Annotated in this window: 24 protein-coding genes, 1 tRNA gene and 1 pseudogene; 13 read left to right on the top strand and 13 right to left on the bottom strand. The window is 70.2% G+C overall.

The features are described 5' to 3' along the window. Window positions 1-227: 227 nt before the first annotated feature. Together AC07DW_RS04650 and AC07DW_RS04645 are read right to left on the bottom strand one after the other, a co-directional pair. A complete protein-coding gene (locus tag AC07DW_RS04650; RefSeq protein ID WP_478856152.1) occupies window positions 228-608 on the bottom strand; it encodes a hypothetical protein in 381 nt (126 codons plus the stop codon). A gap of 17 nt (window positions 609-625) precedes the next feature. Then, window positions 626-1144, bottom strand: a complete 519-nt coding sequence (locus AC07DW_RS04645) for a hypothetical protein (RefSeq protein ID WP_478856151.1) — start codon at window positions 1142-1144, stop codon at window positions 626-628. Window positions 1145-1690: 546 nt separating this feature from the next. Here AC07DW_RS04645 and AC07DW_RS04640 point away from each other — a divergent pair. Next, window positions 1691-2470 carry a hypothetical protein gene (locus AC07DW_RS04640; protein ID WP_478856150.1) on the top strand — a complete coding sequence of 260 codons (780 nt, stop codon included), beginning with the start codon at window positions 1691-1693 and terminating at the stop codon, window positions 2468-2470. Window positions 2471-2545: 75 nt separating this feature from the next. Here AC07DW_RS04640 and AC07DW_RS04635 read toward each other — a convergent pair whose 3' ends face one another. The 5 genes and pseudogenes from AC07DW_RS04635 to AC07DW_RS04615 all read right to left on the bottom strand — a co-directional run. Continuing rightward, window positions 2546-3106: a hypothetical protein gene (locus tag AC07DW_RS04635; RefSeq protein WP_478856149.1), complete on the bottom strand. Its 561-nt coding sequence runs from the start codon at window positions 3104-3106 to the stop codon at window positions 2546-2548. Between the two features lie 239 nt (window positions 3107-3345). Continuing rightward, window positions 3346-3690 (bottom strand): helix-turn-helix domain-containing protein, encoded by a 345-nt coding sequence (locus AC07DW_RS04630; protein ID WP_478856148.1) that lies wholly within the window; start codon window positions 3688-3690, stop codon window positions 3346-3348. A gap of 1203 nt (window positions 3691-4893) precedes the next feature. Next, entirely contained in the window at window positions 4894-5097 is a 204-nt protein-coding gene (locus tag AC07DW_RS04625; RefSeq protein ID WP_478856147.1) for a cold-shock protein, read from the bottom strand. A 370-nt stretch (window positions 5098-5467) separates the two neighbouring features. Further along, window positions 5468-5734 carry a hypothetical protein gene (locus tag AC07DW_RS04620; protein WP_478856146.1) on the bottom strand — a complete coding sequence of 89 codons (267 nt, stop codon included), beginning with the start codon at window positions 5732-5734 and terminating at the stop codon, window positions 5468-5470. Window positions 5735-6143: 409 nt separating this feature from the next. Further along, window positions 6144-6278: pseudogene (locus AC07DW_RS04615) on the bottom strand (DUF5994 family protein); the annotation flags it as partial. A gap of 353 nt (window positions 6279-6631) precedes the next feature. Here AC07DW_RS04615 and AC07DW_RS04610 point away from each other — a divergent pair. Beyond that, entirely contained in the window at window positions 6632-7126 is a 495-nt protein-coding gene (locus AC07DW_RS04610) for a DUF5994 family protein (RefSeq protein WP_478856145.1), read from the top strand. Between the two features lie 203 nt (window positions 7127-7329). On the opposite strand, the gene AC07DW_RS04605 is transcribed toward AC07DW_RS04610, so the two are convergent. Next, window positions 7330-7403: transfer RNA gene (locus tag AC07DW_RS04605), tRNA-Gly, on the bottom strand. A 226-nt stretch (window positions 7404-7629) separates the two neighbouring features. Between AC07DW_RS04605 and AC07DW_RS04600 the strand changes: the two genes are divergently transcribed. The 3 genes from AC07DW_RS04600 to AC07DW_RS04590 all read left to right on the top strand — a co-directional run bounded on the left by AC07DW_RS04600 (window position 7630) and on the right by AC07DW_RS04590 (window position 8962). After that, the gene (locus AC07DW_RS04600) at window positions 7630-7815 is read left to right on the top strand and encodes a hypothetical protein (protein WP_478856144.1); all 186 of its coding nucleotides are present in this window, start codon (window positions 7630-7632) and stop codon (window positions 7813-7815) included. A 70-nt stretch (window positions 7816-7885) separates the two neighbouring features. Beyond that, the gene (gene dcd / locus AC07DW_RS04595) at window positions 7886-8461 is read left to right on the top strand and encodes a dCTP deaminase (protein WP_336323542.1); all 576 of its coding nucleotides are present in this window, start codon (window positions 7886-7888) and stop codon (window positions 8459-8461) included. A 3-nt stretch (window positions 8462-8464) separates the two neighbouring features. Next, window positions 8465-8962 carry a phosphoribosyltransferase gene (locus AC07DW_RS04590; protein WP_478856143.1) on the top strand — a complete coding sequence of 166 codons (498 nt, stop codon included), beginning with the start codon at window positions 8465-8467 and terminating at the stop codon, window positions 8960-8962. 112 nt (window positions 8963-9074) lie between these two features. Here AC07DW_RS04590 and AC07DW_RS04585 read toward each other — a convergent pair whose 3' ends face one another. The 3 genes from AC07DW_RS04585 to AC07DW_RS04575 form a co-directional block, all read right to left on the bottom strand. Then, complete coding sequence (locus tag AC07DW_RS04585; RefSeq protein WP_478856142.1) at window positions 9075-9986, bottom strand: Yip1 family protein; 912 nt, start codon at window positions 9984-9986, stop codon at window positions 9075-9077. A gap of 370 nt (window positions 9987-10356) precedes the next feature. Next, the gene (locus tag AC07DW_RS04580; RefSeq protein ID WP_478856141.1) at window positions 10357-12618 is read right to left on the bottom strand and encodes a (Fe-S)-binding protein; all 2262 of its coding nucleotides are present in this window, start codon (window positions 12616-12618) and stop codon (window positions 10357-10359) included. Between the two features lie 86 nt (window positions 12619-12704). Next, window positions 12705-13238, bottom strand: coding sequence for a sugar transferase (locus tag AC07DW_RS04575; protein WP_478856140.1), 534 nt, complete (start codon window positions 13236-13238; stop codon window positions 12705-12707). Between the two features lie 279 nt (window positions 13239-13517). Here AC07DW_RS04575 and dnaK point away from each other — a divergent pair, with 279 nt between their 5' ends. The 5 genes from dnaK (at window position 13518) to AC07DW_RS04550 (ending at window position 18554) form a co-directional block, all read left to right on the top strand. Further along, window positions 13518-15371, top strand: coding sequence for a molecular chaperone DnaK (gene dnaK / locus AC07DW_RS04570; protein WP_478856139.1), 1854 nt, complete (start codon window positions 13518-13520; stop codon window positions 15369-15371). Continuing rightward, the gene (gene grpE, locus AC07DW_RS04565; RefSeq protein ID WP_478856138.1) at window positions 15368-16045 is read left to right on the top strand and encodes a nucleotide exchange factor GrpE; all 678 of its coding nucleotides are present in this window, start codon (window positions 15368-15370) and stop codon (window positions 16043-16045) included. Before dnaK ends, grpE begins: the two co-directional genes overlap by 4 nt. Before the next feature lie 33 nt (window positions 16046-16078). Continuing rightward, complete coding sequence (gene dnaJ / locus AC07DW_RS04560) at window positions 16079-17266, top strand: molecular chaperone DnaJ (protein ID WP_478856137.1); 1188 nt, start codon at window positions 16079-16081, stop codon at window positions 17264-17266. A gap of 1 nt (window position 17267) precedes the next feature. Continuing rightward, entirely contained in the window at window positions 17268-17720 is a 453-nt protein-coding gene (locus AC07DW_RS04555) for a heat shock protein transcriptional repressor HspR (protein ID WP_064067215.1), read from the top strand. Window positions 17721-17882: 162 nt separating this feature from the next. Continuing rightward, window positions 17883-18554 (top strand): DUF4232 domain-containing protein, encoded by a 672-nt coding sequence (locus AC07DW_RS04550; RefSeq protein WP_478856136.1) that lies wholly within the window; start codon window positions 17883-17885, stop codon window positions 18552-18554. Window positions 18555-18599: 45 nt separating this feature from the next. On the opposite strand, the gene AC07DW_RS04545 is transcribed toward AC07DW_RS04550, so the two are convergent. Beyond that, window positions 18600-19580 (bottom strand): helix-turn-helix transcriptional regulator, encoded by a 981-nt coding sequence (locus AC07DW_RS04545; protein WP_478856135.1) that lies wholly within the window; start codon window positions 19578-19580, stop codon window positions 18600-18602. Between the two features lie 335 nt (window positions 19581-19915). Here AC07DW_RS04545 and AC07DW_RS04540 point away from each other — a divergent pair, with 335 nt between their 5' ends. Continuing rightward, window positions 19916-20233 carry a Rieske (2Fe-2S) protein gene (locus tag AC07DW_RS04540; protein WP_064067217.1) on the top strand — a complete coding sequence of 106 codons (318 nt, stop codon included), beginning with the start codon at window positions 19916-19918 and terminating at the stop codon, window positions 20231-20233. Window positions 20234-20366: 133 nt separating this feature from the next. Here AC07DW_RS04540 and AC07DW_RS04535 read toward each other — a convergent pair whose 3' ends face one another. Next, a complete protein-coding gene (locus AC07DW_RS04535; RefSeq protein ID WP_478856134.1) occupies window positions 20367-20780 on the bottom strand; it encodes a pyridoxamine 5'-phosphate oxidase family protein in 414 nt (137 codons plus the stop codon). A gap of 131 nt (window positions 20781-20911) precedes the next feature. Between AC07DW_RS04535 and clpB the strand changes: the two genes are divergently transcribed. Both clpB and AC07DW_RS04525 read left to right on the top strand, forming a co-directional pair. Beyond that, window positions 20912-23509, top strand: coding sequence for an ATP-dependent chaperone ClpB (gene clpB / locus AC07DW_RS04530; RefSeq protein WP_478856133.1), 2598 nt, complete (start codon window positions 20912-20914; stop codon window positions 23507-23509). Between the two features lie 119 nt (window positions 23510-23628). Continuing rightward, window positions 23629-24165, top strand: a complete 537-nt coding sequence (locus AC07DW_RS04525; protein ID WP_189549909.1) for a type III secretion system chaperone family protein — start codon at window positions 23629-23631, stop codon at window positions 24163-24165. Window positions 24166-24169: the final 4 nt, after the last annotated feature.

Below are 24169 nucleotides of genomic sequence, written 5' to 3'. Positions count from 1 at the left end.
AGCCCCCGGCGACCCCGGTCACGCCCCGGACCCCGACCTCGACTCCGGACCCGGTCACACCCGCGCCGCCCACCGCGAGCGGCGCGCCGCCGGTGGCCGGGGCGGGCGACCCGGACGACACGCGCCCCGGCCTGGAGACCGCCGGCCGCCCCTAGGGGGTGTCCATGGGCGCTTCCCGCCGGACGACCCGTGGCCGCCGCGCGGTGCCGCGACGGCCACGGGTGTGGTTACGCCGAGCCCAGCCGGGCCGTCAGCGTCTCCACGAGGTGGTAACCCCCCGCCAGGTCCATGTCGGTCCGTTCCCGCAGCAGCTTGATCGCGCCGTTGCGGTCGTCGTCGTGCAGCAGGCCCGTCAACTCGCCGACCAGCTCCGGGCACTCGTCCCGCAACGCGGCCAGCGCCTGCTCGTACGACGCCGGCAGGGCCCTGCCTTCGAGCAGCAGGTCCAGGGCGGCCGAGGCGGGGTGCAGGCCGAGCCCCGAATCCTTGCGGAGGCGTGAGACCGCCTTCGACGTACGTCCCTCCCGGGCCAGGGCCAATGCCTCGTCCTGGGCGTCCTGTCCCACGGGGGTGATCAGCGCCGTGACACGCGCCTTGCTCGTGGTCATTGGGGCTCCCTTCGAGGTCAGCGGCAGTGCTTCTTGATCGCGTCGATACCGAGGACCGCGGACGCCAGGCCACCCAGGGTGGCACCCAGCTCGCTGATCTTCTCCTCGCCCTTGGACACGCGGATGAGCAGCGTCGCCGCCTCCTTCACCGAGCCGACCTTCTTGATGAACGCCTTCAGCTTCAGCAGCTTGGCCACCGGAACCGCGCCACCGGCGATGGCGGCGGTGATGGCGGCACCGCACTTCAGCTTCTGCGTCCACCCGAAGGCCACCGCGCGGCGGTCCTCCTGGGGCAGCCTCTCGGCCAGGTACGCCCGCACGGCGGCGTCCCCCTGCTCGGCCACGCTGTCCGGCATGGCGTCGAGCACCTTCAGCGTCTCGGCGAGCTTCTGCGCCTCCGCGGCGTCGGCGGCGGCGGTGGCCGCCGCGTCTGCTGCCGAGGCCGCGGCCACCGGCCGGCCGCCGTGGTCCGCCGCCAGGGCGGACCCGGACAGGCCCGTGCTGAATATCGCGGCCGTCGCGACGGCAGCGGTCACGGCCCTGAACTTGTCGATCCTCAAGTTGTTCCCCCAACGTTCTGATCGTGCACGCCCGGCTTGGTCGAGCCGGACGGTGACGCGCCACCCGCACGGCTGGTCAGGCCGCGCGATCGGACGCGTTGTCGATCTTCACCAGCCGCCCGGAGAGCACGCAACGAGTTTGAGCATCTTTTGAGGTGGGGAGGCGCCGAACCCGTTCCCACCCCGTCCCGCCCGCTCGCCCTCGCCCCCGCACACCCTCCGCCCCCGCCCGCCTCCGCCCTCGCACCCCAGTCCGCCCCGCCCCCGCCCTCACCGCCGGACCGTTACTCCCGCGGACCGCGGGCGCCACCGGCCTCACCGGCGGTCCCGCCGCCGGCATCCACGGCCTGCCCACCACGGTCTTGAGGAGTCCGGCGCCGGAGCGGTGTCACCACCGTGCCCCTGGGCTCCTACGGCTCCTCACGATCACGTCACAGCTTCGTCACTTCCGGAGTCCCTGCCTCACCACGTGCCCGGCCGGATCGTTACGGTCGTACACCGACGAACCCGCATGGGGGACACATGACTTGGAACTCCCGAACACCGCCGCAATGGGGACAGCCTCCATCGCCGCCGAAGCCTCCCGGCGCACGGCCTGGCTGGTCGCGCAAGCGAGTGGTCATTCCTTCCGCGGTCGGCCTGTTTTTCATGGGCGTCGTCTTCGGCAGTGCCGGCAGCGGCGGTGAGGGCACCATCGGCGGCGCGAAGCCCGCGCCGAAGGTGACGATCACCGTCACGGCCGAGCCCGGGCGGGCCGGTGCGTCCGACCCCAAGCCGGCAAAGGCGAAGGACGAAGCGAGCCCCACCGCTCGGCCCACCGTGAAGAAGGCGGCGGTGCCCGACTTCGCGGGAATGGGGCTTCAGTCGGCACAGGACACCGCCCAGGCCAACGGCTTCTACGCCCTTTCGTCGCACGACAGCTTGGGGCGCGGCCGGGTGCAGGCCATTGACCGGAACTGGAAGGTCTGTTCCCAGAACGTCAAGGCAGGCCGAACAGTGTCGCTGGAGACCACATTGGACTTCGGCGCGGTGAAGCTGGAAGAGGACTGTCCCACCGGGGACGAGCAGCCACTGAAGGCGGCGGGCCGCGACATGCCGAACTTTGCCGGTAAGTCGGTCAAGGCCGCCCGCGAAGCCCTGGACGGCGGAACCTCGTTCACGGTCTCCGATGCTGCCGAGGGCCGCATGGTGCTGGTGGAAAGCAACTGGAAGGTGTGCACTCAGGCCCCCCGCCCGGGAACCGAGCTGAACGGCCAGCCGGTGCGGATCACGGCAGTCAAGTTCGGAGAGACCTGCCCCTGACGCCCTCGGTACCGCAAAGCCGTACAGGACGGATGGAACGACTGGTCTCAGGAGGACGGGCGGGGGCCTGTGGGCTCAGACGTTCGTCCAGGCGTCGAGGAAGGCTTTCCGCCCTTCGGGGTCGGCGGACTTGTGGTCCGCGTGAACCACACGCCAGGCGGTGAGTTCGAGATCGCGGAGCCACAGTTCGCCGATGACCTGGGTCTTGAGGTCGGGCAGGTGGTCGGACTCGGAGAGTGCCTGTCCGATCACTTCCCCGGCCGCCATGCGCTGGGGCGGGGTCATCTCGTCCACGGCCGAGAGCAGCTGCCGGGCAAGACCGGCTCCCTCCCCGGTCAGCGAACGCAGGACCAGCGGCTTGATGTTGGCGGGCAGCAGGTAGGCGGTGCCCGAGGACCTCCACAGGTCGGACCAGAAGTGTTCGCCCGCCTCGGTGGGGGCGGGGAGCGCGGCCAGCAGGCCGAGCAGGTGCGCGGTGGCGGCGTAGCCGTCGGAGTGAGCCGCTGCGACCACCGCGATGTCGGCGACGCGCCCCACGTCCAGACGGCCCGCTTCGAGGCGCGGAGGCAGACCCAGTCCGTGTTCCAGCTGTTGGACGAAGGAGGTGGACGGGTCGGAGCGGAACTCGGGAAGCATCGGCGGTCCTTGCGCGTAGGTGAGCGGAGGGGCCTGCTCGGAAGCCTTGATCGTGCCCAGGATGAGCCGGTGTTACACGAGACGTCGAGCCCGATTCGCGGGTCGGACGATCGCACGGGGTGCCCTCGGCTCCCCCTCTCGCTCGCTGCGTCCACGGCCATGCGCGGGGCCGCCCGGCTGGGATCCCGGCCGGCCGGGCGGGCGGTCGGTGCCCGCCGGCTCGGGCGGGCACGCTCACCTCAGGCCGTGGCCCTGGCCGTCGGGTTCGGTTCGGCCGTTGCCAGGCGGTGTTCGGCGTTGATGCGCTGGGCTTCCTCGAGCTGGTCTTCGAGGATGATGATGCGGCAGGCGGCCTCGATGGGGGTGCCTTGGTCCACGAGTTCCCTGGCGCGGGCCGCGATGCGCAACTGGTATCGGGAGTAGCGCCGGTGGCCGCCCGCCGACCGGAGCGGGGTGATCAGTCGCGCTTCGCCGATGGCGCGGAGGAAGCTCGGGGTGGTGCCGAGCATCTCGGCTGCCCGTCCCATCGTGTAGGCGGGGTAGTCGTCGTCTTCGAGACGGCCGATCGGATCGTCCGCTGTCATCTCACCTCTCTGCGGAACGCGTCGAGGGGCCCCGGCGCCGTACGGCACCAGGGCCCCGAAGGAACTGCACCATCTGCCGGCCTCAGTGCTGCGCCGGCCTACTGTGTCCGCACGGCCGCCCCGTACGGGGTCGGGGGTGCGAGGATCGCGGATGTGTGACCGGAGACCACCTGCCTATCGATGTCCTGCGGTACCCGGGGGGACAACGCTTCCGCCCGGGCGATCCCGATGGTGCTCGACTCCTCCGTTCTTCCTCTGATTCTCAACTCACTCACTGCGAACTACCGGTGGCCTGGGAAAGCACCACTCTCAGCGGCGGGTCCGTCGCCATCCTGCGTCTGCTCCGGCTGGGAACTCCGCTGCCACCCTCAGTGCGCGCGCCCGCAGCCCGACGCCTTCACCGAGGAACTACCGCTCACTGCGCTGCTGGTACTGCGTACTGCACACGGCGGCCCCTGATCACTGCGGGCCACCCGGTCCGGTCGTCAGTCCCGTCGCCGTCCTGCAACAACCGTGGCTCCGGTACTCCACCACCGCACCGTCCTGCGAACTACGTGTACTGCGAACCCCGGTCATCTCTGCCGGGGGCCTGCTCGATCTCGGCTACGACAGAAACCATAGCCACACTCCATCCGGATGTCTACTGCGGCGGCTGCAGATTTTCGTCACCAGCGATCAGGCAATCCTCGGCACCGGCTGGGGGCGCAGCGGGGAGCGGTCGCGTCCGGCCAGGTCATCCCGTACGGCGACGGTGGTGGAGCCGGCTGTTGCGCCCCCCGAGCCGTCGACACGCGCGGCCCCTGTCATGGCGTGTCTCTGCCGCGTCGGCCACTCGCCACCGACGCACCCCCCTGCCGGTAACCGGCACCGCCCATACGGGCGCGAAAGAGAGCGGTCGTCCAGATATTCCGTAGCGAGGATCAGCACGGAGAGTGGACCGAAAGGGCGGAAGGGAATGCGAAAGCGAAGCACATCCAGCGGCGGAAGAATCGCGCGGGCCGGAGGTGCTGGAAAAGGGTGACTTTATGCGGGCGGGAAGCCGGTCGCCGAGTGCGGTACAGCAGCTCTGCGTGGGGGCCGCGTTCGGTGCGGGCGCGGACAGTCCCGAAATTCTTCCGCAGGAGAAAACACCGCGGGAAACGCATGCAGCTGGGGCCCGCACCCCGAAGGATGCGGGCCCCAGCTACGGGGTGCGCGTCGACGTCAGACGAGAACGATGTTCTCGGCCGTCGGGCCCTTCTGGCCCTGCGCGATGTCGAAGCTGACCTTCTGGCCTTCGAGCAGCTCGCGGAAGCCCTGGGCGGCGATGTTCGAGTAGTGGGCGAACACGTCGGCGCCGCCACCGTCCTGCTCGATGAAGCCGAAGCCCTTTTCCGCGTTGAACCACTTCACGGTACCAGTGCTCATGTCATATCTCCTTTGGGGTAAACCGGTGTCCGCACTGTGCGGATACCGTGTCACCGCGATGATTACCCCACCGGAAATGACCGGAAATAAAAAAGCGCTCCCAGTGGCACAGGGGCCGACCGAGGGCACTTGAAGTTTGGGAACCACAACTGCAACTGACATCGACAGTAGCACGCCTCGGCGCCCGGTGCGTTGTTCATTGTTTCCGCTCGGCCGTTGTGCCAGAAACGCTCACCGCACGGCCCGCTAAACCCTTGCTTCGCCGGAACAGTTATTCCTCCGCGGCGCGCGACATACGGGGAAGGCGCTCGGTTCGGCAGAGCGGGCCCGGCCGCGTGGACGGCGTGACAGGAAAGGCGGCACCGCCCCTTCAGAGCTCATCCACGTGAGTGGCGGTGCCGAGGTCCGGTGTGCTGTTGGCGAGCCAGGAGTGGGCGGGTGCTGCGGCGCTCTCGGTGTCCACCGTCAGGTGGAGCCGGGTGCCGCCTTGGGGAGTGGGGTAGCTGCGCTGTTCCGTCCCGGCGAAGGCGCGGCGGATCGCTTCGGCGACCGCACGGGCTGCGTCGGGAGTGGCGGCGACGATACGGATCTCGGCCTGTCCTGCTTGCGGCAGGGGCTCGTTCTCGACGGCGTACAAGACGGTGTGGTCCCTTCGGTGTTCCCTTCGCGGCCCGCGGCCGGGGGAGTGGTTCGAGGTCATGGCCGGGTGCCCGTGGGCCCGCGGCTGGAGCGTTGCCCCGCCGGCCTGGTGGTGGCCGTGGCCGGGGGCCCGGTGATGGCCGGGAGGGCGAGCGTCGCGAGCGTGACCAGGGTCTCCGTGTCGTCATCTCCCCGTGTTCCCCGGCGGGGATCATCCGTGCTCCGACGGCCGGGTACCGGGTGCCGGACGGGCGGCAGGAAGGACCCGCCGTCGGTCTCCCGGGAGTCCTCGCTGCGGGTGTCCCGCATACGGCGGCCGGTCGCGGCCTCGTGGGACACGGGATCGTGGCGGTGGTCACGAGCCGGGCGGCTGCGGCCGGTTCGGTCTCGGGCGGGATCACCAGCGGGTCGCAGCGGCCGACGAGGTAGAAGAGCAGGATCAGCTTGTCGGGATCAAGTTCGGTGAACCAGCCCACGTGCGCGGTGTGCCCGGTGACCGGAACCCTGTGCGGGACGACGGGCCGGCGGGTGGGGTTCACCATGACGCGTGTGTTGCGTCCGTGGTGCTCGCCGGGGCCGGGCGCCCGTGTCACTTCCTGGTCGGCGGTCGTCATGAGGCGGGCCCGTCTCCGGGCCGCCCTGCGGGGGGCCCAGTGCCTTGATCGCCGGAAACGACGTCCGCTGGGAAGCGGGTGTACGAGTTACTCCCGGTACCCTCAGCGTACTCCGCCCGGTGGCCGGGCGAGGGGTGTGCGACCAGGCGGTATCCGAGCGGGAACACCACTCGGGCCGGTGGTCGCGGGCCTGGTCACAGCTATGCGGAGTACCGTGAGACTACGGCGGTATCGCGCCGACCACGAGGTGTCGGCGGCCCCGCGTAGGCAGGCGGACCACCATGGCCGAATCCGGCACTCCCAACCCTCGGAAGGTCCTTCCGGACGAGATCCATCGAGCGGTGAAGCCGGGCGCCGCCCTGCTCCGGCTGCAGACGACGCACTCCCGCGAAGGCGCCCTCGACGGCGCGTGGTGGCCCCGCTCCCGGGATGTCGCGACCGAGTTGCCCGCTCTGATCCAGGCCCTCACCACGCACCTCGGCCCCATCACGCGGGTCGGCCTGGACACCGCCGCCTGGGAGGAGGTCCCGACACGTGTGGTTGTCGACGACCGGGTCGTGCACCTCGACTCCTTCGCCATCGGCGACGACACCGTCCTCATCACACGCGGCGACAACGACCACTTCGCCCTCCTGGTGGTGCCGCCGGACACGACACCTGACGCGGCGCACGACGCCATGTCCCGTGCGGTCGACGCCGGTAACGACACCCAGGCCGCCGACATCCTGGTCGCCACGCTTCCCGAACGAGTCACGGACCGCGAAGAACCGGCATGATCCGGGCCGGGGACGCCCTGCGTGGACAGGACCCGAAGCCTCCGTTCGGGCCCCTGTCACCGTCAGGAACCCGTTGACCGCAACTCGCCGCACCAACTGGTGCGCATCCGGAGCCGGAAAGAGGACCGGGCATCGAAAACGGGATCCAGTGACCTGGTCCGGACAACAAGAAAGGCCCGGGTCGATGACCTGGGCCTTCTGCGTGGAGCGGGTGACGGGAATCGAACCCGCGCTCTGAGCTTGGGAAGCTCATGTTCTACCATTAAACTACACCCGCGTAATACGCACCGGAGGACCGGTGTCGTAACGTCGCTCACTGTACCTTATCGGCAGGCCCCCGGTGTATCGCGCCGCGGGGTCTTTGTGCTGTGTGGGGGACGGATCGAGGTGCGTGGGGCGGGAGTTGGGGCATACGGTGTGGGGGCGGAGTGCCGCCTGGAGTGGTGTCCCGTTGATCCCCTAATGTGGCTTTCTCGTCCACGCATTGTTGGGGAAGGGACTTGATGGACTCCATGGAGCGCACCGTCGTCCGCTGTGCCGAGGGGCACGTGTTCAGTACCGCTTCGTTCCCGATGCAGCAGCTCGGGGCCGGCCGGATCGGGCCGGGGCGGCTGCTGCGGTGCCCGCGGTGTGCGCGGCTGCGGCAGGCCGTACCGGTGGCCGTGCCCGTGGAGCTGCAGCGGCAGTAGCACGTGGTGGGAGGGCGCGCGGAGGCTGTCCGATTGGGGCGGGCCCGCGCGCTCTGCGTATCCTCGGGGCGTGCTTCTCTCAGACAAGGACATCCGGGCCGAGATCGACGCCGGGCGGGTCCGCATCGACCCGTACGACGACTCCATGGTGCAGCCCTCGAGCATCGACGTGCGGCTGGACCGCTACTTCCGGGTGTTCGAGAACCACCGCTACCCGCACATCGACCCCGCGGTCGAGCAGGCGGACCTGACGCGGCTGGTCGAGCCGGAGGGTGACGAGGCGTTCATCCTGCACCCGGGCGAGTTCGTGCTGGCCTCGACGTACGAGGTGATCAGCCTCCCCGACGACCTCGCCTCGCGTCTGGAGGGCAAGAGCTCCCTCGGCCGGCTCGGTCTGGTGACGCACTCGACCGCCGGGTTCATCGACCCGGGCTTCTCCGGGCACGTGACGCTCGAACTGTCGAACCTCGCCACGCTGCCGATCAAGCTCTGGCCGGGCATGAAGATCGGGCAGCTGTGCATGTTCCGGCTCAGCTCGCCGGCCGAGTACCCGTACGGGTCTGAGAAGTACGGATCGCGGTACCAGGGACAGCGGGGGCCGACCGCCTCGCGGTCCTTCCAGAACTTCCATCGGACGCAGGTGTGAGCAATGAGTGACGTACGGGAGAACCTGACCTACGAGAAGTTCGGCACCGCCATCCGCGAGCTCGCGCAGACCATCGCCGACGACGGCTACGAACCCGACATCGTGCTGAGCATCGCCCGTGGCGGGGTGTTCGTGGCCGGCGGGCTGGCGTACGCGCTGGACTGCAAGAACATCCACCTGGTGAACGTCGAGTTCTACACCGGTGTGGGCACCACGCTGGAGATGCCGGTCATGCTCGCGCCGGTGCCCAACGCGATCGACTTCAGCGACAAGAAGGTGCTGATCGCCGACGACGTCGCCGACACCGGCAAGACGCTGAAGCTGGTGCACGACTTCTGCCTCGGCACGGTCGCCGAGGTGCGCAGCGCGGTGATCTACGAGAAGTCGCAGTCGCTGGTGAAGTGCGAGTACGTCTGGAAGCGCACCGACGAGTGGATCAACTTCCCGTGGAGCGTCGAGAAGCCCGTGGTGCAGCGCTCGGGGCAGGTGCTGGACGCCTGACCCACGCCGCGACGGTGCCGCGGCCGGGGTGGGTACGGAGTGCGCGGCCAGGGAGTACGGAGAAGGGCCCCCACGTGCGCCGTGGGGGCCCTTCCGCGTGTCCGGGCGACCGTCAGAGGGTGCCCAGCTTGATCAGCGACAGCAGGGCCACCAGCTGGATCGCCGACGCGCCCAGGGCCTTCGGCCAGTGCAGGTCGTGCGACTTGCTGACCATCGACGTGAACAGCGCCCCGGCCGCCAGCCAGGACAGCCAGCCGATGACCTGTACGAGGGTGTTCTCGCCGCCCAGGAAGAGGGCGAAGATCAGGCGGGGCGCGTCGGTCATCGACATGATCAGCATCGAGAGGCCGATCGTCGGCTGCCAGGAGCCGTCGCCGCCGAGCTGACGCGCCAGGGTGTGTGTGACCGCGCCGAGGATCGCGCCACCGACGACGAACATGACGCCGGTGATGAGGACGGAGGGGATGGCCGTGGAGAGGGTGGCGTTGATCGTCTCCTCGCGGGCCTGGTCGAACCCGAAGAGGGCGAGCAGGCCGTAGAGGAAGGTGACCACCAGCGCCGGGCCCCACACGGCGTGGTCGCGCATCTGCCAGAACGTCGGGCCGGGGCGCATCACGATGCCGCTGAGCAGCTGCTTCCAGTGCAGGCGCGGGCCCGCCTGGGCGGCGGGGGCGCCGGCCTGGTAGGTGGCGCCGTCGCCGTACGCGTCGGGTCCGGCGGCGTACGCCTCGTCGTGGATGCTGAACGCCCGGGTGTGGCCCGGGTTGTTCGCCGCGTACGGGTCGTGCGGGGGAGCGGCGTGCCCCTGCGCGTAGGGGTCGCCGAAGTACTCCGGCTCGCCGTACGGCTGCTGCCCCTGGGGCTGCCCGTGGGGCTGTCCGTAGTGCTGCCCCTGCTGCCCCTGGTGCCACTGCTGCTGCGGCCCCGCGTACGGGGGCGGCGCCGCCGCACCGCCGTAGGGCGCCTGCTGCTGTTGTCGCGGGGTGCGGTTGTCCCGGCCGCGTCCGATCCTGAATCCAGCCACGCCACCGAACGTACCCGGTCGCGCCGTGTCCGGTGGACGGGGCCGGGAGCGAGGGGCTCCTTTGCTGCCGAGCTGTGACATCCCCTAAGGGTCGGAATCGTGGAATCATGACCGATTTGGTCGCGTATGCGGTTGTTCATCGTCGCCCGCTACCGCGCTGAGGCGTAGGTCACATGGGCGGTACGGGGCTTCGTGGGCGCGGTCGTGCCCGCGACGCGACGGCCACCACGCCGCACCGCGGCGGCGACCGCCCCCGGCTCTCCCGCGCGGTGAGTCGAAACGGCCGGACCCACCCCCTCGGGGCGGGTCCGGCCGCTTGCGCCGTTCTCGTACGACCGAGCCGGATCGGACTGGGTCGGACTACGACGGACTACTTCACCGGCTCCGGCTCGTTGTCCGTCTCCTCCGTCGCGGAGGGCTCCGCGGGCGTCTTGACGGACTCCAGCAGCAGCTGGGCCACGTCCACGACCTGGAGGCTCTCCTTGGCCTTGCCGTCGTTCTTCTTGCCGTTCACGGAGTCCGTGAGCATCACGAGGCAGAAGGGGCAGGCGGTGGAGACGATGTCCGGGTTGAGGGACAGCGCCTCGTCGACGCGCTCGGTGTTGATGCGCTTGCCGATCCGCTCCTCCATCCACATCCGCGCGCCACCGGCGCCGCAGCAGAAGCCCCGCTCCTTGTGGCGGTGCATCTCCTGCTGGCGCAGGCCGGGGACGGCCGACATGATCTCGCGCGGCGGCGTGTAGACCTTGTTGTGCCGGCCCAGGTAGCACGGGTCGTGGTACGTGATCAGGCCGTCGACCGGCGTCACCGGGGTCAGCCTGCCCTCGTCGATGAGGTGCTGGAGCAGCTGCGTGTGGTGGATGACCTCGAACTCGCCGCCCAGCTGCGGGTACTCGTTCGCGATCGTGTTGAAGCAGTGCGGACAGGTCGCGACGATCTTCTTCGCGGCCTTGGGCTTCTTCGTCGAAGGCTCGTCGTCGTCCTCGCCGAACGCCATGTTCAGCATCGCGACGTTCTCCTGGCCGAGCTGCTGGAACAGCGGCTCGTTGCCCAGGCGGCGGGCGGAGTCACCGGTGCACTTCTCGTCGCCGCCCATGATCGCGAACTTGACGCCCGCCATGTGCAGCAGCTCCGCGAAGGCCTTGGTGGTCTTCTTGGCCCGGTCCTCCAGGGCGCCCGCGCAACCGACCCAGTACAGGTAGTCGACCTCGGAGAGGTCCTCGACGTCCTTGCCCACGATCGGGACCTCGAAGTCGACCTCCTTGGTCCACTCCACGCGCTGCTTCTTGGCCAGCCCCCAGGGGTTGCCCTTCTTCTCCAGGTTCTTGAGCATCGTGCCCGCCTCGGACGGGAACGCGGACTCGATCATCACCTGGTAGCGGCGCATGTCGACGATGTGGTCGACGTGCTCGATGTCGACCGGGCACTGCTCCACGCACGCGCCGCAGGTGGTGCAGGACCACAGCACGTCGGGGTCGATGACGCCGTTCTCCTCCAGCGTGCCGATCAGCGGGCGCTCGGCCTCGGCGAGGGCGGAGGCGGGGACGTCCTTCAGGGCCTCCTCGGAGGCCTTCTCGTCGCCCTCCATGGTCTTGCCGCCGCCGGCGAGCAGGTACGGCGCCTTGGCGTGCGCGTGGTCGCGCAGCGACATGATCAGCAGCTTCGGGGAGAGCGGCTTGCCGGTGTTCCAGGCGGGGCACTGCGACTGGCAGCGGCCGCACTCGGTGCAGGTGGAGAAGTCGAGGATGCCCTTCCAGGAGAAGTGCTCGACCTGGGAGACGCCGTAGACGTCGTCCTCACCCGGGTCCTCGAAGTCGATCTCCTTGCCGCCGGACGTCATCGGCCGGAGCGCGCCGAGGGCGGTCGAGCCGTCGGCCTCGCGCTTGAACCAGATGTTCGGGAACGCCAGGAAGCGGTGCCACGCCACACCCATGTTGGTGTTGAGCGAGACCGTGATCATCCAGATCATGGTGGTGCTCAGCTTGATCATGGCGAAGAGGTAGACCAGGTTCTGCAGCGCGCCCACGCTCAGGCCCTTGAGGGCCAGGACCAGCGGGTACGAGGCGAAGTACGCGGCCTCGTAGTGGTCGACGTGGTGCAGGGCGCCCTCGAGGCCGCGCAGGACGTAGATCGCGAGGCCGATGACGAGGATGACGTACTCGACGAAGTACGCCTGGCCCATCTTCGAGCCGGCGAACCGGGACTTGCGGCCGGGCCGCGAGGGCAGGTTCAGCAGCCGGATGACGATCAGCGTGGCGATGCCGAGGGTGGTCATCGCGCCGATGAACTCGATGTAGAGCTCGTACGGCAGGAAGCCGCCGATCACCGGCAGCGTCCAGTCGGCCTGGAACAGCTGGCCGTAGGCGGTGACGATCGTCGGCGGCAGCGTCAGGAAGCCGACCGCCACGAACCAGTGGGCGATGCCGACGATGCCCCACCGGTTCATCCGCGTGTGACCGAGGAACTCCTTCACCAGGGTGACGCTGCGCTGGTAGGGGTTGTCGGTCCGGGTGCCGGCGGGGACCGGCTGGCCCAGCTTGAAGTAGCGGACGAACTGGCCGATGGCGCGGGCGAGCAGCGCAACGCCGACCACGGTCAGGGTCAGCGACACAATGATCGCGGCGAGTTGCATGGAGGCTCCTCGGGCCTGCGAGGGTGGGAGGGCTTAGGCACTACTACTAAGCGGTAACTTATTCAGTCCGTGCTGAGCGTACCCACTTATTCCGCCGCACTGTAGCCGCGCAGGCGGTGATCTGCGTCGCTCAGGTGAGCCTGACCGGGCACGGTCCGCAATGTGCGCAGGGTGCGCAGCAGCAGCGCGAGGTCGAGCCCGATCCACTCGTGCTCCACGTAGTGCTGGTCGAGCAGCAGCGGCTCGTCCCACGGCAGCGCGGAGGCGCGCCGGACCTGCGCCAGGCCGGTCAGCCCCGGTCTGACGCGGTGGCGCCAGGGAGCCGCGGCGGCGGGGTGGTCGGGCGGCAGGGGTGCCGGGCCGACCAGCGACATCTCGCCCCGCAGGACATGGGGCAGGCGGGAGAGCGCGTCCAGGCGGAAGCGGCGGACGGGCAGGTAGCGCAGGGTGAAGGGCCGGCCGCCCAGCCCGGTTCTCGTCGCGGTCGCGAAGACGCCCCCGGGCGGCCGTCTCAGCGCGGTCGCGACGACGGCCGCGAGGAGCAGGGGGGCGGCGAGGGCGAGCAGGGCGGAGCCGAGGGCCAGATCGAGGATGCGCTTGGGGTGGGGGGAGGGGCGCATGGGACACACACCTGACGACTTTGCGATAAATGCGGCTTTTGTTTCGTTGTTTGCACGATCGCACGGTTGTGTGTGAGGTGGTAGTGGTTCGGGGTATGCGGCGGGTCGTGCGGTCGCTCGGAGGTCGCTCGTGCGGTCGCTGGTGAGTCGCCCGGGCGGTCGCTCTGCCATGGGTTCGTCCAGTGAAGTTGAGTGCGGTCGGCTCAACTCTGTTGACTCTGCTCCTCGGGTCGTGCATCCTTGAGCCTGTTCCACTCAAGTCAGTTGGAGGAATCGAAAATGGCACGTGCGGTCGGCATCGACCTGGGCACGACTAACTCCGTCGTCAGCGTTCTGGAAGGCGGCGAGCCCACCGTCATCACCAACGCCGAGGGCGCCAGGACCACGCCGTCCGTCGTCGCCTTCGCCAAGAACGGCGAGGTGCTCGTCGGCGAGGTGGCCAAGCGTCAGGCGGTCACGAACGTCGACAGGACCATCCGGTCCGTCAAGCGCCACATGGGCACGGACTGGAAGATCGAGCTCGACGGGAAGAACTTCAACCCGCAGCAGATCAGCGCCTTCATCCTGCAGAAGCTGAAGCGTGACGCCGAGGCCTACCTGGGCGAGAAGGTCACCGACGCGGTGATCACCGTCCCGGCGTACTTCAACGACTCCGAGCGTCAGGCGACCAAGGAGGCCGGTGAGATCGCGGGCCTCAACGTCCTGCGCATCGTCAACGAGCCGACGGCCGCCGCCCTCGCGTACGGCCTCGACAAGGACGACCAGACCATCCTGGTCTTCGACCTCGGTGGCGGCACCTTCGACGTCTCGCTGCTGGAGATCGGCGACGGCGTCGTCGAGGTGAAGGCCACCAACGGTGACAACCACCTCGGTGGTGACGACTGGGACCAGCGCGTCGTCGACTACCTGGTGAAGCAGTTCCACTCCGGTCACGGCGTGGACCTGTCCAAGGACAAGATGGCCCTCCAGCGCCTCCGCGAGGCCGCCGAGAAGGCCAAGATCGAGCTGTCCTCGTCCACCGAGACCTCGATCAACCTGCCCTACATCACGGCGTCCGCCGAGGGCCCGCTGCACCTGGACGAGAAGCTCACGCGCGCCCAGTTCCAGCAGCTGACCGCGGACCTGCTGGAGCGCTGCAAGACGCCGTTCCACAACGTCATCAAGGACGCGGGCATCGCCCTCTCCGAGATCGACCACGTGGTCCTCGTCGGTGGCTCCACCCGCATGCCGGCCGTCGCCGAGCTCGTCAAGGAGCTGACCGGCGGCAAGGAGGCCAACAAGGGTGTGAACCCGGACGAGGTCGTCGCCATCGGCGCCTCGCTCCAGGCCGGTGTCCTCAAGGGTGAGGTCAAGGACGTCCTGCTCCTCGACGTGACCCCGCTGTCCCTCGGCATCGAGACCAAGGGCGGCATCATGACCAAGCTGATCGAGCGCAACACCACGATCCCGACCAAGCGCTCCGAGATCTTCACGACGGCCGAGGACAACCAGCCGTCGGTGCAGATCCAGGTGTACCAGGGCGAGCGCGAGATCGCGGCGTACAACAAGAAGCTCGGCATGTTCGAGCTGACCGGCCTCCCGCCGGCCCCGCGCGGCGTCCCGCAGATCGAGGTCTCCTTCGACATCGACGCCAACGGCATCATGCACGTGACCGCGAAGGACCTGGGCACGGGCAAGGAGCAGAAGATGACCGTCACCGGCGGCTCCTCGCTGCCGAAGGACGAGGTCGACCGGATGCGTGAGGAGGCCGAGCGGTACGCGGAGGAGGACCACAAGCGCCGCGAGGCCGCCGAGACCCGCAACCAGGGCGAGCAGCTCGTCTACCAGACGGAGAAGTTCCTCAAGGACAACGAGGACAAGGTCCCGGGCGACGTCAAGACCGAGGTCGAGACGGCGGTGGCCGAGCTCAAGGAGAAGCTGAAGGGCGAGGACACCGCGGAGATCCGCACCGCCACCGAGAAGGTCGCGGCGGTCTCCCAGAAGCTCGGGCAGGCCATGTACGCGGACGCCCAGGCCGCGGGTGGCGCCGCCGGTGCCGGTGAGGCCCCGGGTGCCGCCCAGGGCGCCGCCGCTGACGACGACGTCGTCGACGCCGAGATCGTCGACGACGAGAAGCCGAAGGGGGCCGCATGACGGAGGAGACCCCGGGCTTCGAGGAGAAGCCCGACGTCCCCTCCGGCGCCGCGCCTGACGACGCCGCCGAGCCCGCCGGCGCCACTCCTTCCGCGAACGCCGCGGAGGAGGGCCCGGCGGCCCCGGCAGGGGACGCGACCGCAACCGTCGCCGGCCTGACGGCCCAGCTGGACCAGGCCCGCACCGCGCTCGGCGAGCGCACCGCGGACCTCCAGCGGCTCCAGGCCGAGTACCAGAACTACCGCCGCCGGGTCGAGCGCGACCGGGTCACGGTCAAGGAGATCGCCGTGGCGAACCTCCTGACCGAGCTCCTGCCGGTGCTCGACGACATCGGCCGCGCCCGTGAACACGGCGAGCTGGTGGGCGGCTTCAAGTCGGTGGCCGAATCGCTGGAGACGGTCGCCGCCAAGATGGGCCTGCAGCAGTTCGGCAAGGAGGGCGAGCCCTTCGACCCGACGATCCACGAGGCGCTGATGCACTCGTACGCACCGGACGTCACCGAGACGACCTGTGTCGCGATCCTGCAGCCGGGGTACCGCATCGGCGAGCGGACCATCAGGCCCGCCCGTGTCGCGGTGGCCGAGCCCCAGCCCGGCGCCGCCCCGGCGGCCCAGGCGCCCAAGGAGGAGCCGAAGGCGGCCGACGAGGAGAGCGGTGGCCCCGAGGAGGGCTGACGCGTTGACCGGTGATCGGAAGGAGGGACGTCGATGAGCACGAAGGACTTCGTGGAGAAGGACTACTACAAGGTTCTCGGCGTCCCCAAGGACGCCACCGAGGCCGAGATCAAGAAGGCGTACCGGAAGCTCGCCCGCGAGTTCCACCCGGACGCCAACAAGGGTGACGCGGGCGCGGAGGCGCGCTTCAAGGAGATCTCCGAGGCGAACGACATCCTCGGCGACCCCAAGAAGCGCAAGGAGTACGACGACGCCCGCGCCCTGTTCGGCAACGGCGGCTTCCGCGCCGGTCCGGGCGCCGGCGCCGGCGGAACGTTCAACTTCGACCTGGGCGACCTCTTCGGCGGCGCCCAGGGCGGTGCCGGTGGAGCCGGCGGGGCCGGCGGCTTCGGCGGTGGCCTCGGGGACGTGTTCGGCGGCCTGTTCAACCGGGGCGGCGCCGGCACACGCACCCAGCCGCGCCGCGGCCAGGACATCGAGTCCGAGGTGACGCTCAGCTTCACCGAGGCGGTGGACGGGGCCACGGTCCCGCTGCGGATGTCCAGCCAGCAGCCCTGCAAGGCCTGTTCGGGCACCGGCGACAAGAACGGCACGCCGCGCGTCTGCCCGACCTGCGTCGGCACCGGCCAGGTCTCGCGCGGCGGCAGCGGCTCCTTCTCGCTGACCGACCCGTGCGTGGACTGCAAGGGCCGCGGGCTCATCGCCCAGGACCCGTGCGACGTCTGCCACGGCAGCGGGCGCGCCAAGTCGTCCCGCACCATGCAGGTCCGCATCCCCGCGGGCGTCTCCGACGGGCAGCGCATCCGGCTGCGCGGCAAGGGGGCGCCCGGCGAGCGGGGCGGCCCGGCCGGCGACCTGTACGTGGTGGTGCACGTCGGCGCCCACCCGGTCTTCGGCCGCAAGGGCGACAACCTGACCGTCACGGTGCCCGTCACGTTCGACGAGGCGGCGCTCGGCGGCGAGATCAGGGTGCCCACTCTCGGCGGGCCCGCGGTCACGCTGAAGATCCCGGCCGGTACGCCCAACGGCCGGACCATGCGCGCCCGGGGCAAGGGGGCGGTCCGCAAGGACGGCACGCGCGGGGACCTGCTGGTCACCGTCGAGGTGGCCGTGCCCAAGGACCTGGGCGACAAGGCGCGCGAGGCGCTTGAGACGTACCGGGAGGCCATGGCGGGTGAGGACCCGCGGGCCGAGCTGTTCCAGGCCGCGAAGGGGGCTTGAGATGGACGGACGCCGTCGCAATCCGTACGAGCTGACCGACGAGACACCGGTGTACGTCATCTCGGTGGCGGCCCAGCTCAGCGGACTGCACCCGCAGACCCTGCGCCAGTACGACCGGCTGGGCCTGGTCTCGCCGGACCGTACGGCCGGGCGGGGCCGGCGCTACTCGGCACGTGACATCGAACTGCTGCGACAGGTGCAGCAGCTGTCGCAGGACGAGGGCATCAACCTCGCGGGGATCAAGCGGATCATCGAGCTGGAGAACCAGGTCGCCGCCCTCCAGTCCCGGGTCGCGGAGCTGTCGGCGGCGGTCGAGGGCGCGGCGGCGGCGATGCGGCAGCGCGAGGCCCAGGTGCACGCCTCGTACCGCCGCGACCTGGTCCCCTACCAGGACGTGCAGCAGGCGAGCGCCCTGGTGGTGTGGCGGCCGCCCAGGCGCGGCGAGCACACCTGACGTTTCGGGGACGGCCCCTTCCGCAGCGGCGGAAGGGGCCGTCCGGCGTTCCGGGCGCCGCGGCGGTGCCGGTCTTCCGGGCCGGGGATCTCCCGTCGGAGTGCTCCGGCCGGGTTCTCCGGTCGGGCTCTGGCGGTCGGCCGCGCGTGCGATGATCCGGGCGTGCGTACGAAACGGGGGACCCTGAGCGGCCGGCTGAGCGCCGGCGCGGCCCTGGTGGCGCTGGCCGCCCTCGGGGCGGGCTGCGACGACGAGACGGGCGACGCGCCCCTGCCGGAACGGATCACCGCGCGCCCGGCCACGCCCCCGCCGCCCTCCGGGCCGTCGCTGCCGGGCCCGCCGCCCCGGACGGCCCCCGAGCCGCCCCGGACGGCCCCCGAGCCGCCCCGGACGGCCGAGCCGGACTGTCCGGCCTCCGGGGTGCGGGTCGGGACGGGGACGACCGAGGCGGCGATGGGCCTGCGGGCGCTGGGACTGACCCTGCGCAACTGCGGCACGAAGCCGTTCGAGGTGAGTGGGTACCCGGCCGTGGAGCTGCTCGATGAGCGCCGCGAGAAGCTGGACGTCACCGTCCGGCGCGGGTCGAGCGTCGACAGCTCCGCCAGGCCGTCCACGTTCGTCCTGGCACCCGGCGGGCAGGCGCGCGCGTCGGTGGTGTGGCGCAACACGGTGACCCGTACCGACGTCGTGGCGACGAACGGCACCTATCTGCGGGTGACCCCCGGCCCCGGCTCGGCCGCCCAGACGGTGGCCCCGGCCGACGGCGGGCCGCTGGACCTCGGCAACACCGGGACGCTGGAGGTCACGCCCTGGAAGCCGGAGGACCGGCCGTAGGGGGCGTCTTGCCGATCTTGCCTGGCGGGGCGTGGTCGCGCGCGGTCAGTGGTCCTGCTCCAGGATGCCGGACCGGGCGATCAGGTACCCCAGTTGCGCGCGGCTCCCGCTGCCGAGGACGGCGGCGAGCTTGGCGATGTGGGCGCGGCAGGTCCGGACGTTCATGCCGAGGCGGCGGGCGATCGCCTCGTCGACGTGGCCCTCGACGAGGAGCTTGGCGATGGAGCGCTGGACGCCGCTGATGCCGTCCGACTTCAGGTCGTAGGGGATCTGCTCGTTGATGGGTACGGCCAGTTGCCAGAACTGGTCGAAGACCCCGGCCAGGTAGGCGACCAGACCCGGGTGGCGCAGCTCCAGGGCGACCTGGCGGTCGCTGCGCGCCGGGACGAAGGCCACCTCGCGGTCGACGATGATCAGCCGGTCGATGATCTGCTCCAGGGTGCGCACCTGCACCTCGGGGCCCACGTGGTCGAGGTACGTCAGCGTCAACTCGGTGTGCCGCGCGGTGTGCTGGTAGAGCGTGCGCATCCGCACGCCCCGGCCGAGCAGGGGCTTCACCCGGCGCAGCGCCTCGCTCAGGGCCTGGGCGGGGCGTCCGCCGCCCGGCTGCACGGTGAGCAGTTCCTTCTCGCAGCCGGAGATCACGCGGTCCAGCGTGGCGTTGATGCGGTTGAGCCCCTCGAGCACGGTGATGGCGTGCGTGGTGGGGGCGTTCTGCGCGCTGATCGCCATGAATGGCTCGAACGCGTCGGACAGTTCGACCGTGAGACGTCTACGCTCCAGGATCTCGCGCTCGATGGGCTGGAGCAGCTGGGCCAGCGCCGAGGAGGGCGGGACGGGGCGCAGCCACTGGGCGTCGTCCGGGTCGGGGTGGAGCAGGGCCAGGTCGAGGAGGCAGGGCACCTCATCCGCCTCTGACCGGGGTATTCGTCCGCTGCGCAAGGCGTTGGCGTAGAGCTCGGAACCCGCCTCGCACAACTCTGTGTGGGAATGGGGGTGCCCCTGCTTGTCCCATTTCGCGCTCATCTGTACACCCCCAGGCTCCTGCATCTCAGGAACATGATGCCTGTCGTAGGTGGTGGAAGCGTGGAGAGTGAGCAATCGTCGTACCCGCGGGGGTTGGAAAGAGACGTTGCCTTCAAGTGAGGTTGCTCGGTGATGACGAAGAGACTCATACGCGCAGTGGTTGCCAGTGCGTTCATCGCTGCCGGCGCGGTAGGGGTTCTGGGGGTGGCCGAGGATCCGGCCTGGCATGCGGCTCCCAAGACCGCTGTGACCACGCCGCCGGACCCGGGCTGGCACGCCGCGCCCGCACTGTCGGGCCCGGCCGACACCGACCCCGCCTGGCACGTTCCCGGCGCATGAACGTTCCCGACGACTCGCGCTTCCGGCGCGAGATGGCATCCGCTTACCGGTCCGGGTGGCATTTCATCGACCTCGTCACTGCTGTGCCGCACAGTGGCGATTCGTTGATGGTCACCCTCTTCGGGGAGCCGATCGTCATCACGCGCGGAGAAGACGAGGACATTCGAGCGTACCGATGCCTCCGGCGGCCCCGCGGAGCTCCGCAGCCCGTCCGGTGCGCCATCCGGTACGGCATGATTTTCGTCAACCTCGACCAGCGTGATCACCAGCTGGTCGAGCCGGAGACCACCACCGCCACCCCCCGCAGCGCCTGAGCGATTCCCCCGTCGTTGTAGATCGCTCAGGTGCTTCCCCCACACAGCGGCGCCATCGTGGACCTGAACACGGTGGCGCCGCTGTGCTGTCCGCGTACGTCCGCCGCCGGGTCCGGCGCCCCGGGGTCCGGGCTCAGGCGCGGCCCATCGCCCGGGTCAGGGCGATCTCGATGACCACCCGGTCCGGGTTCGGCGCGGGCGTACGTCCGTAGCGGGCCGCGTACCGCTCCACCGCGTCCGCGACGACCTCCGGCTCCGTGCGGATCGTCGCGACGCCCTCCAGGGTGGCCCAGCGACCCTTGTCGACCTGGCACACCGCCACCCGCGCGCCCCCGGGGCCCGCGGCCAGCACGTTGGCGACCTTGCGGCTGTGCTTGTTGGTGATCACCCGGGCGATGCCCTTCTCGCCGCCCTCGGGGTCGTAGGTCACGCCGACCGCGACGACGTGCGGCGTTCCGTCCGGGCGGGGCGTGGTCAAGGTGCTCATGTGGTACTCGCGCCAGAAGCCGAGATACGAGTCGCCGGGATCGCGGAGGTCGATGGCCATGTCCGCGAACCTACCGGCGGCCGGTGTCCCGAACCACCTTGAGTGGAATAGACTCAACTTTACGTACGTTGGACGAGTCATAGCGGTCTGAAGCCGTCAGACCCCGTGGTACCGAGGAGGAGACACCGCCCGTGGACGCCGAGCTGACCAACAAGAGCCGGGATGCGCTGAACGCCGCGACCAGCCGTGCCGTGTCCGAAGGACACCCGGACCTGACCCCCGCGCACCTGCTGCTCGCGCTGCTCGCGGGCCGGGACAACGAGAACATCGTCGACCTGCTCGCCGCCGTCGACGCCGACCAGGCCGCGGTGCGCTCCGGCGCCGAGCAGGTGCTCGCCGCCCAGCCCAGCGTCACCGGCTCCACCGTCGCCCCGCCACAGCCCAACCGCGAGATGCTCGCCGTCATCGCCGACGCCTCGCGGCGCGCCGAGGAGCTGGGCGACGAGTACCTGTCGACCGAGCACCTGCTCATCGGCATCGCCGCCAAGGGCGGCCGGGCGGGAGAGGTGCTGGAGCGGCAGGGCGCCGGTGCGCGGAAGCTGCTGGACGCGTTCGAGAAGACGAGGGGAGGGCGCCGCGTGACCACACCGGACCCGGAGGGCCAGTACAAGGCGCTGGAGAAGTTCGGTACGGACTTCACGGCCGCCGCCCGTGACGGCAAGCTCGACCCGGTCATCGGCCGGGACCAGGAGATCCGTCGCGTGGTGCAGGTGCTCTCGCGCCGCACCAAGAACAACCCGGTGCTCATCGGCGAGCCCGGCGTCGGCAAGACCGCCGTCGTCGAGGGCCTCGCCCAGCGCATCGTCAAGGGTGACGTCCCCGAGAGCCTGAAGAACAAGCGCCTGGTCGCCCTCGACCTCGGCGCCATGGTCGCGGGCGCCAAGTACCGGGGCGAGTTCGAGGAGCGGCTGAAGACCGTCCTGTCCGAGATCAAGAACAGCGACGGCCAGATCATCACCTTCATCGACGAACTGCACACGGTCGTCGGCGCGGGCGCCGGCGGCGACTCCGCCATGGACGCCGGCAACATGCTCAAGCCCATGCTGGCCCGCGGCGAGCTGCGCATGGTCGGCGCGACGACCCTCGACGAGTACCGCGAGCGCGTCGAGAAGGACCCCGCCCTGGAGCGCCGCTTCCAGCAGGTGCTGGTCGCCGAGCCGAGCGTCGAGGACACCATCGCGATCCTCCGCGGCCTCAAGGGCCGCTACGAGGCGCACCACAAGGTCCAGATCGCCGACTCCGCGCTCGTCGCCGCCGCCACGCTCTCCGACCGGTACATCACCTCCCGCTTCCTGCCGGACAAGGCCATCGACCTCGTCGACGAGGCCGCCTCCCGGCTCCGGATGGAGATCGACTCCTCGCCCGTCGAGATCGACGAGCTCCAGCGCGCCGTCGACCGCCTCCGCATGGAGGAGCTGGCGCTGAAGAACGAGTCCGACCCCGCCTCCGTGCAGCGCCTGGAGAAGCTGCGCCGCGACCTCGCCGACAAGGAGGAGGAGCTGCGGGGCCTGACCGCCCGCTGGGAGAAGGAGAAGCAGGGCCTCAACCGCGTCGGTGAGCTCAAGGAACAGCTCGACGACCTGCGTGGCCAGGCCGAGCGCGCCCAGCGCGACGGCGACTTCGACACCGCCTCCAAGCTGCTGTACGGCGAGATCCCGGCCCTGGAGCGGGAGCTGGAGGAGGCCAGTGAGGCCGAGCAGGCCGCGAAGACCACCGACGCGAAGAGCACCATGGTCAAGGACGAGGTCGGAGCCGACGACATCGCCGACGTCGTCGGCTCCTGGACCGGCATCCCCGCCGGGCGCCTGCTGGAGGGCGAGACGCAGAAGCTGCTGCGCATGGAGGACGAGATCGGCCGCCGCCTGATCGGCCAGGTCGAGGCCGTGCGGGCGGTGTCGGACGCGGTGCGCCGTACCCGCGCCGGCATCTCCGACCCCGACCGCCCCACCGGCTCGTTCCTGTTCCTCGGCCCCACCGGCGTCGGCAAGACCGAGCTGGCCAAGGCCCTCGCGGACTTCCTCTTCGACGACGAGCGGGCCATGGTCCGCATCGACATGAGCGAGTACGGCGAGAAGCACAGCGTCGCGCGGCTCGTCGGCGCCCCTCCCGGCTACGTCGGGTACGAGGAGGGCGGCCAGCTCACCGAGGCCGTGCGCCGCCGCCCGTACAGCGTGGTGCTGCTCGACGAGGTGGAGAAGGCCCACCCGGAGGTCTTCGACATCCTGCTCCAGGTGCTGGACGACGGCCGGCTGACCGACGGTCAGGGCCGCACGGTCGACTTCCGCAACACCATCCTCATCCTCACCTCCAACCTGGGCAGCCACTTCCTGATGGACCCGGTGACCCCGGAGGAGCAGAAGCGGGAGCAGGTGCTGGAAGCGGTCCGGGCCTCGTTCAAGCCCGAGTTCCTCAACCGCCTCGACGACATCGTGGTCTTCTCGGCCCTCGACCGGGACCAGCTCGCCCACATCGCGGGCCTCCAGATCGAGCGCCTGGCCAAGCGTCTCGCCGAGCGCCGGCTCACCCTGGACGTCACGCCGGCCGCCCTGGAGTGGCTCGCCGTCGAGGGCTTCGACCCGGCGTACGGCGCCCGGCCGCTGCGCCGCCTGGTCCAGACGGCCATCGGCGACCGCCTCGCCAAGGAGATCCTGGCCGGCGAGGTCCGGGACGGCGACACCGTCCGGGTGGACCGCTTCGAGGACGGGCTGATCGTGGGGCAGGCGCAGTAGCGGCGCCCCGCTGCCGGCGGCCGGTCCGTCCGCCGGCAGCGGATCGTCCGTGTCCGGGGTTGCCACCGACGGCCGGGGATGGGAGAGGATGGCAGAAATCGTTCGAAGGGAATTTCACGGTGAGCATCGACCCCGGCTCGATTCCGAATTTCGGTGGCCAGCCCGAGCCCCAGCAGGCCGAGGGACCGGCGGGCCCCGTCGTCCCGGACCAGGACCTGGTCAAGCAGCTCCTGGAGCAGATGGAGCTGAAGTACGTCGTCGACGACGAGGGTGACCTCGCGGCGCCGTGGGAGGAATTCCGCACGTACTTCATGTTCCGCGGCGAGGCGGAGCAGCAGGTCTTCTCCGTGCGGACCTTCTACGACCGCCCGCACCCGGTCGAGAACCGCGCGCAGATCCTGGAGACGATCGACGACTGGAACCGCCGCACCCTGTGGCCGAAGGTCTACACGCACCTCCACGAGGACGAGCAGGGCGGCGCGACCGTGCGGCTCATCGGCGAGGCGCAGATGCTGATCGGCACCGGCGTCAGCCTGGAGCACTTCGTGCAGTCGACGGTGAGCTGGGTGCGCGCGTCCATCGAGTTCGACAAGTGGCTCGTGGAGCAGTTCGGCCTGGAGACCGAGGGCGACGAGAAGCCCGGCGACGAGGTCTGAGCCG

The sequence above is a fragment of the Streptomyces sp. NPDC045701 genome (assembly GCF_056432045.1).
This window is presented reverse-complemented; position numbering and strand designations above follow the sequence as displayed.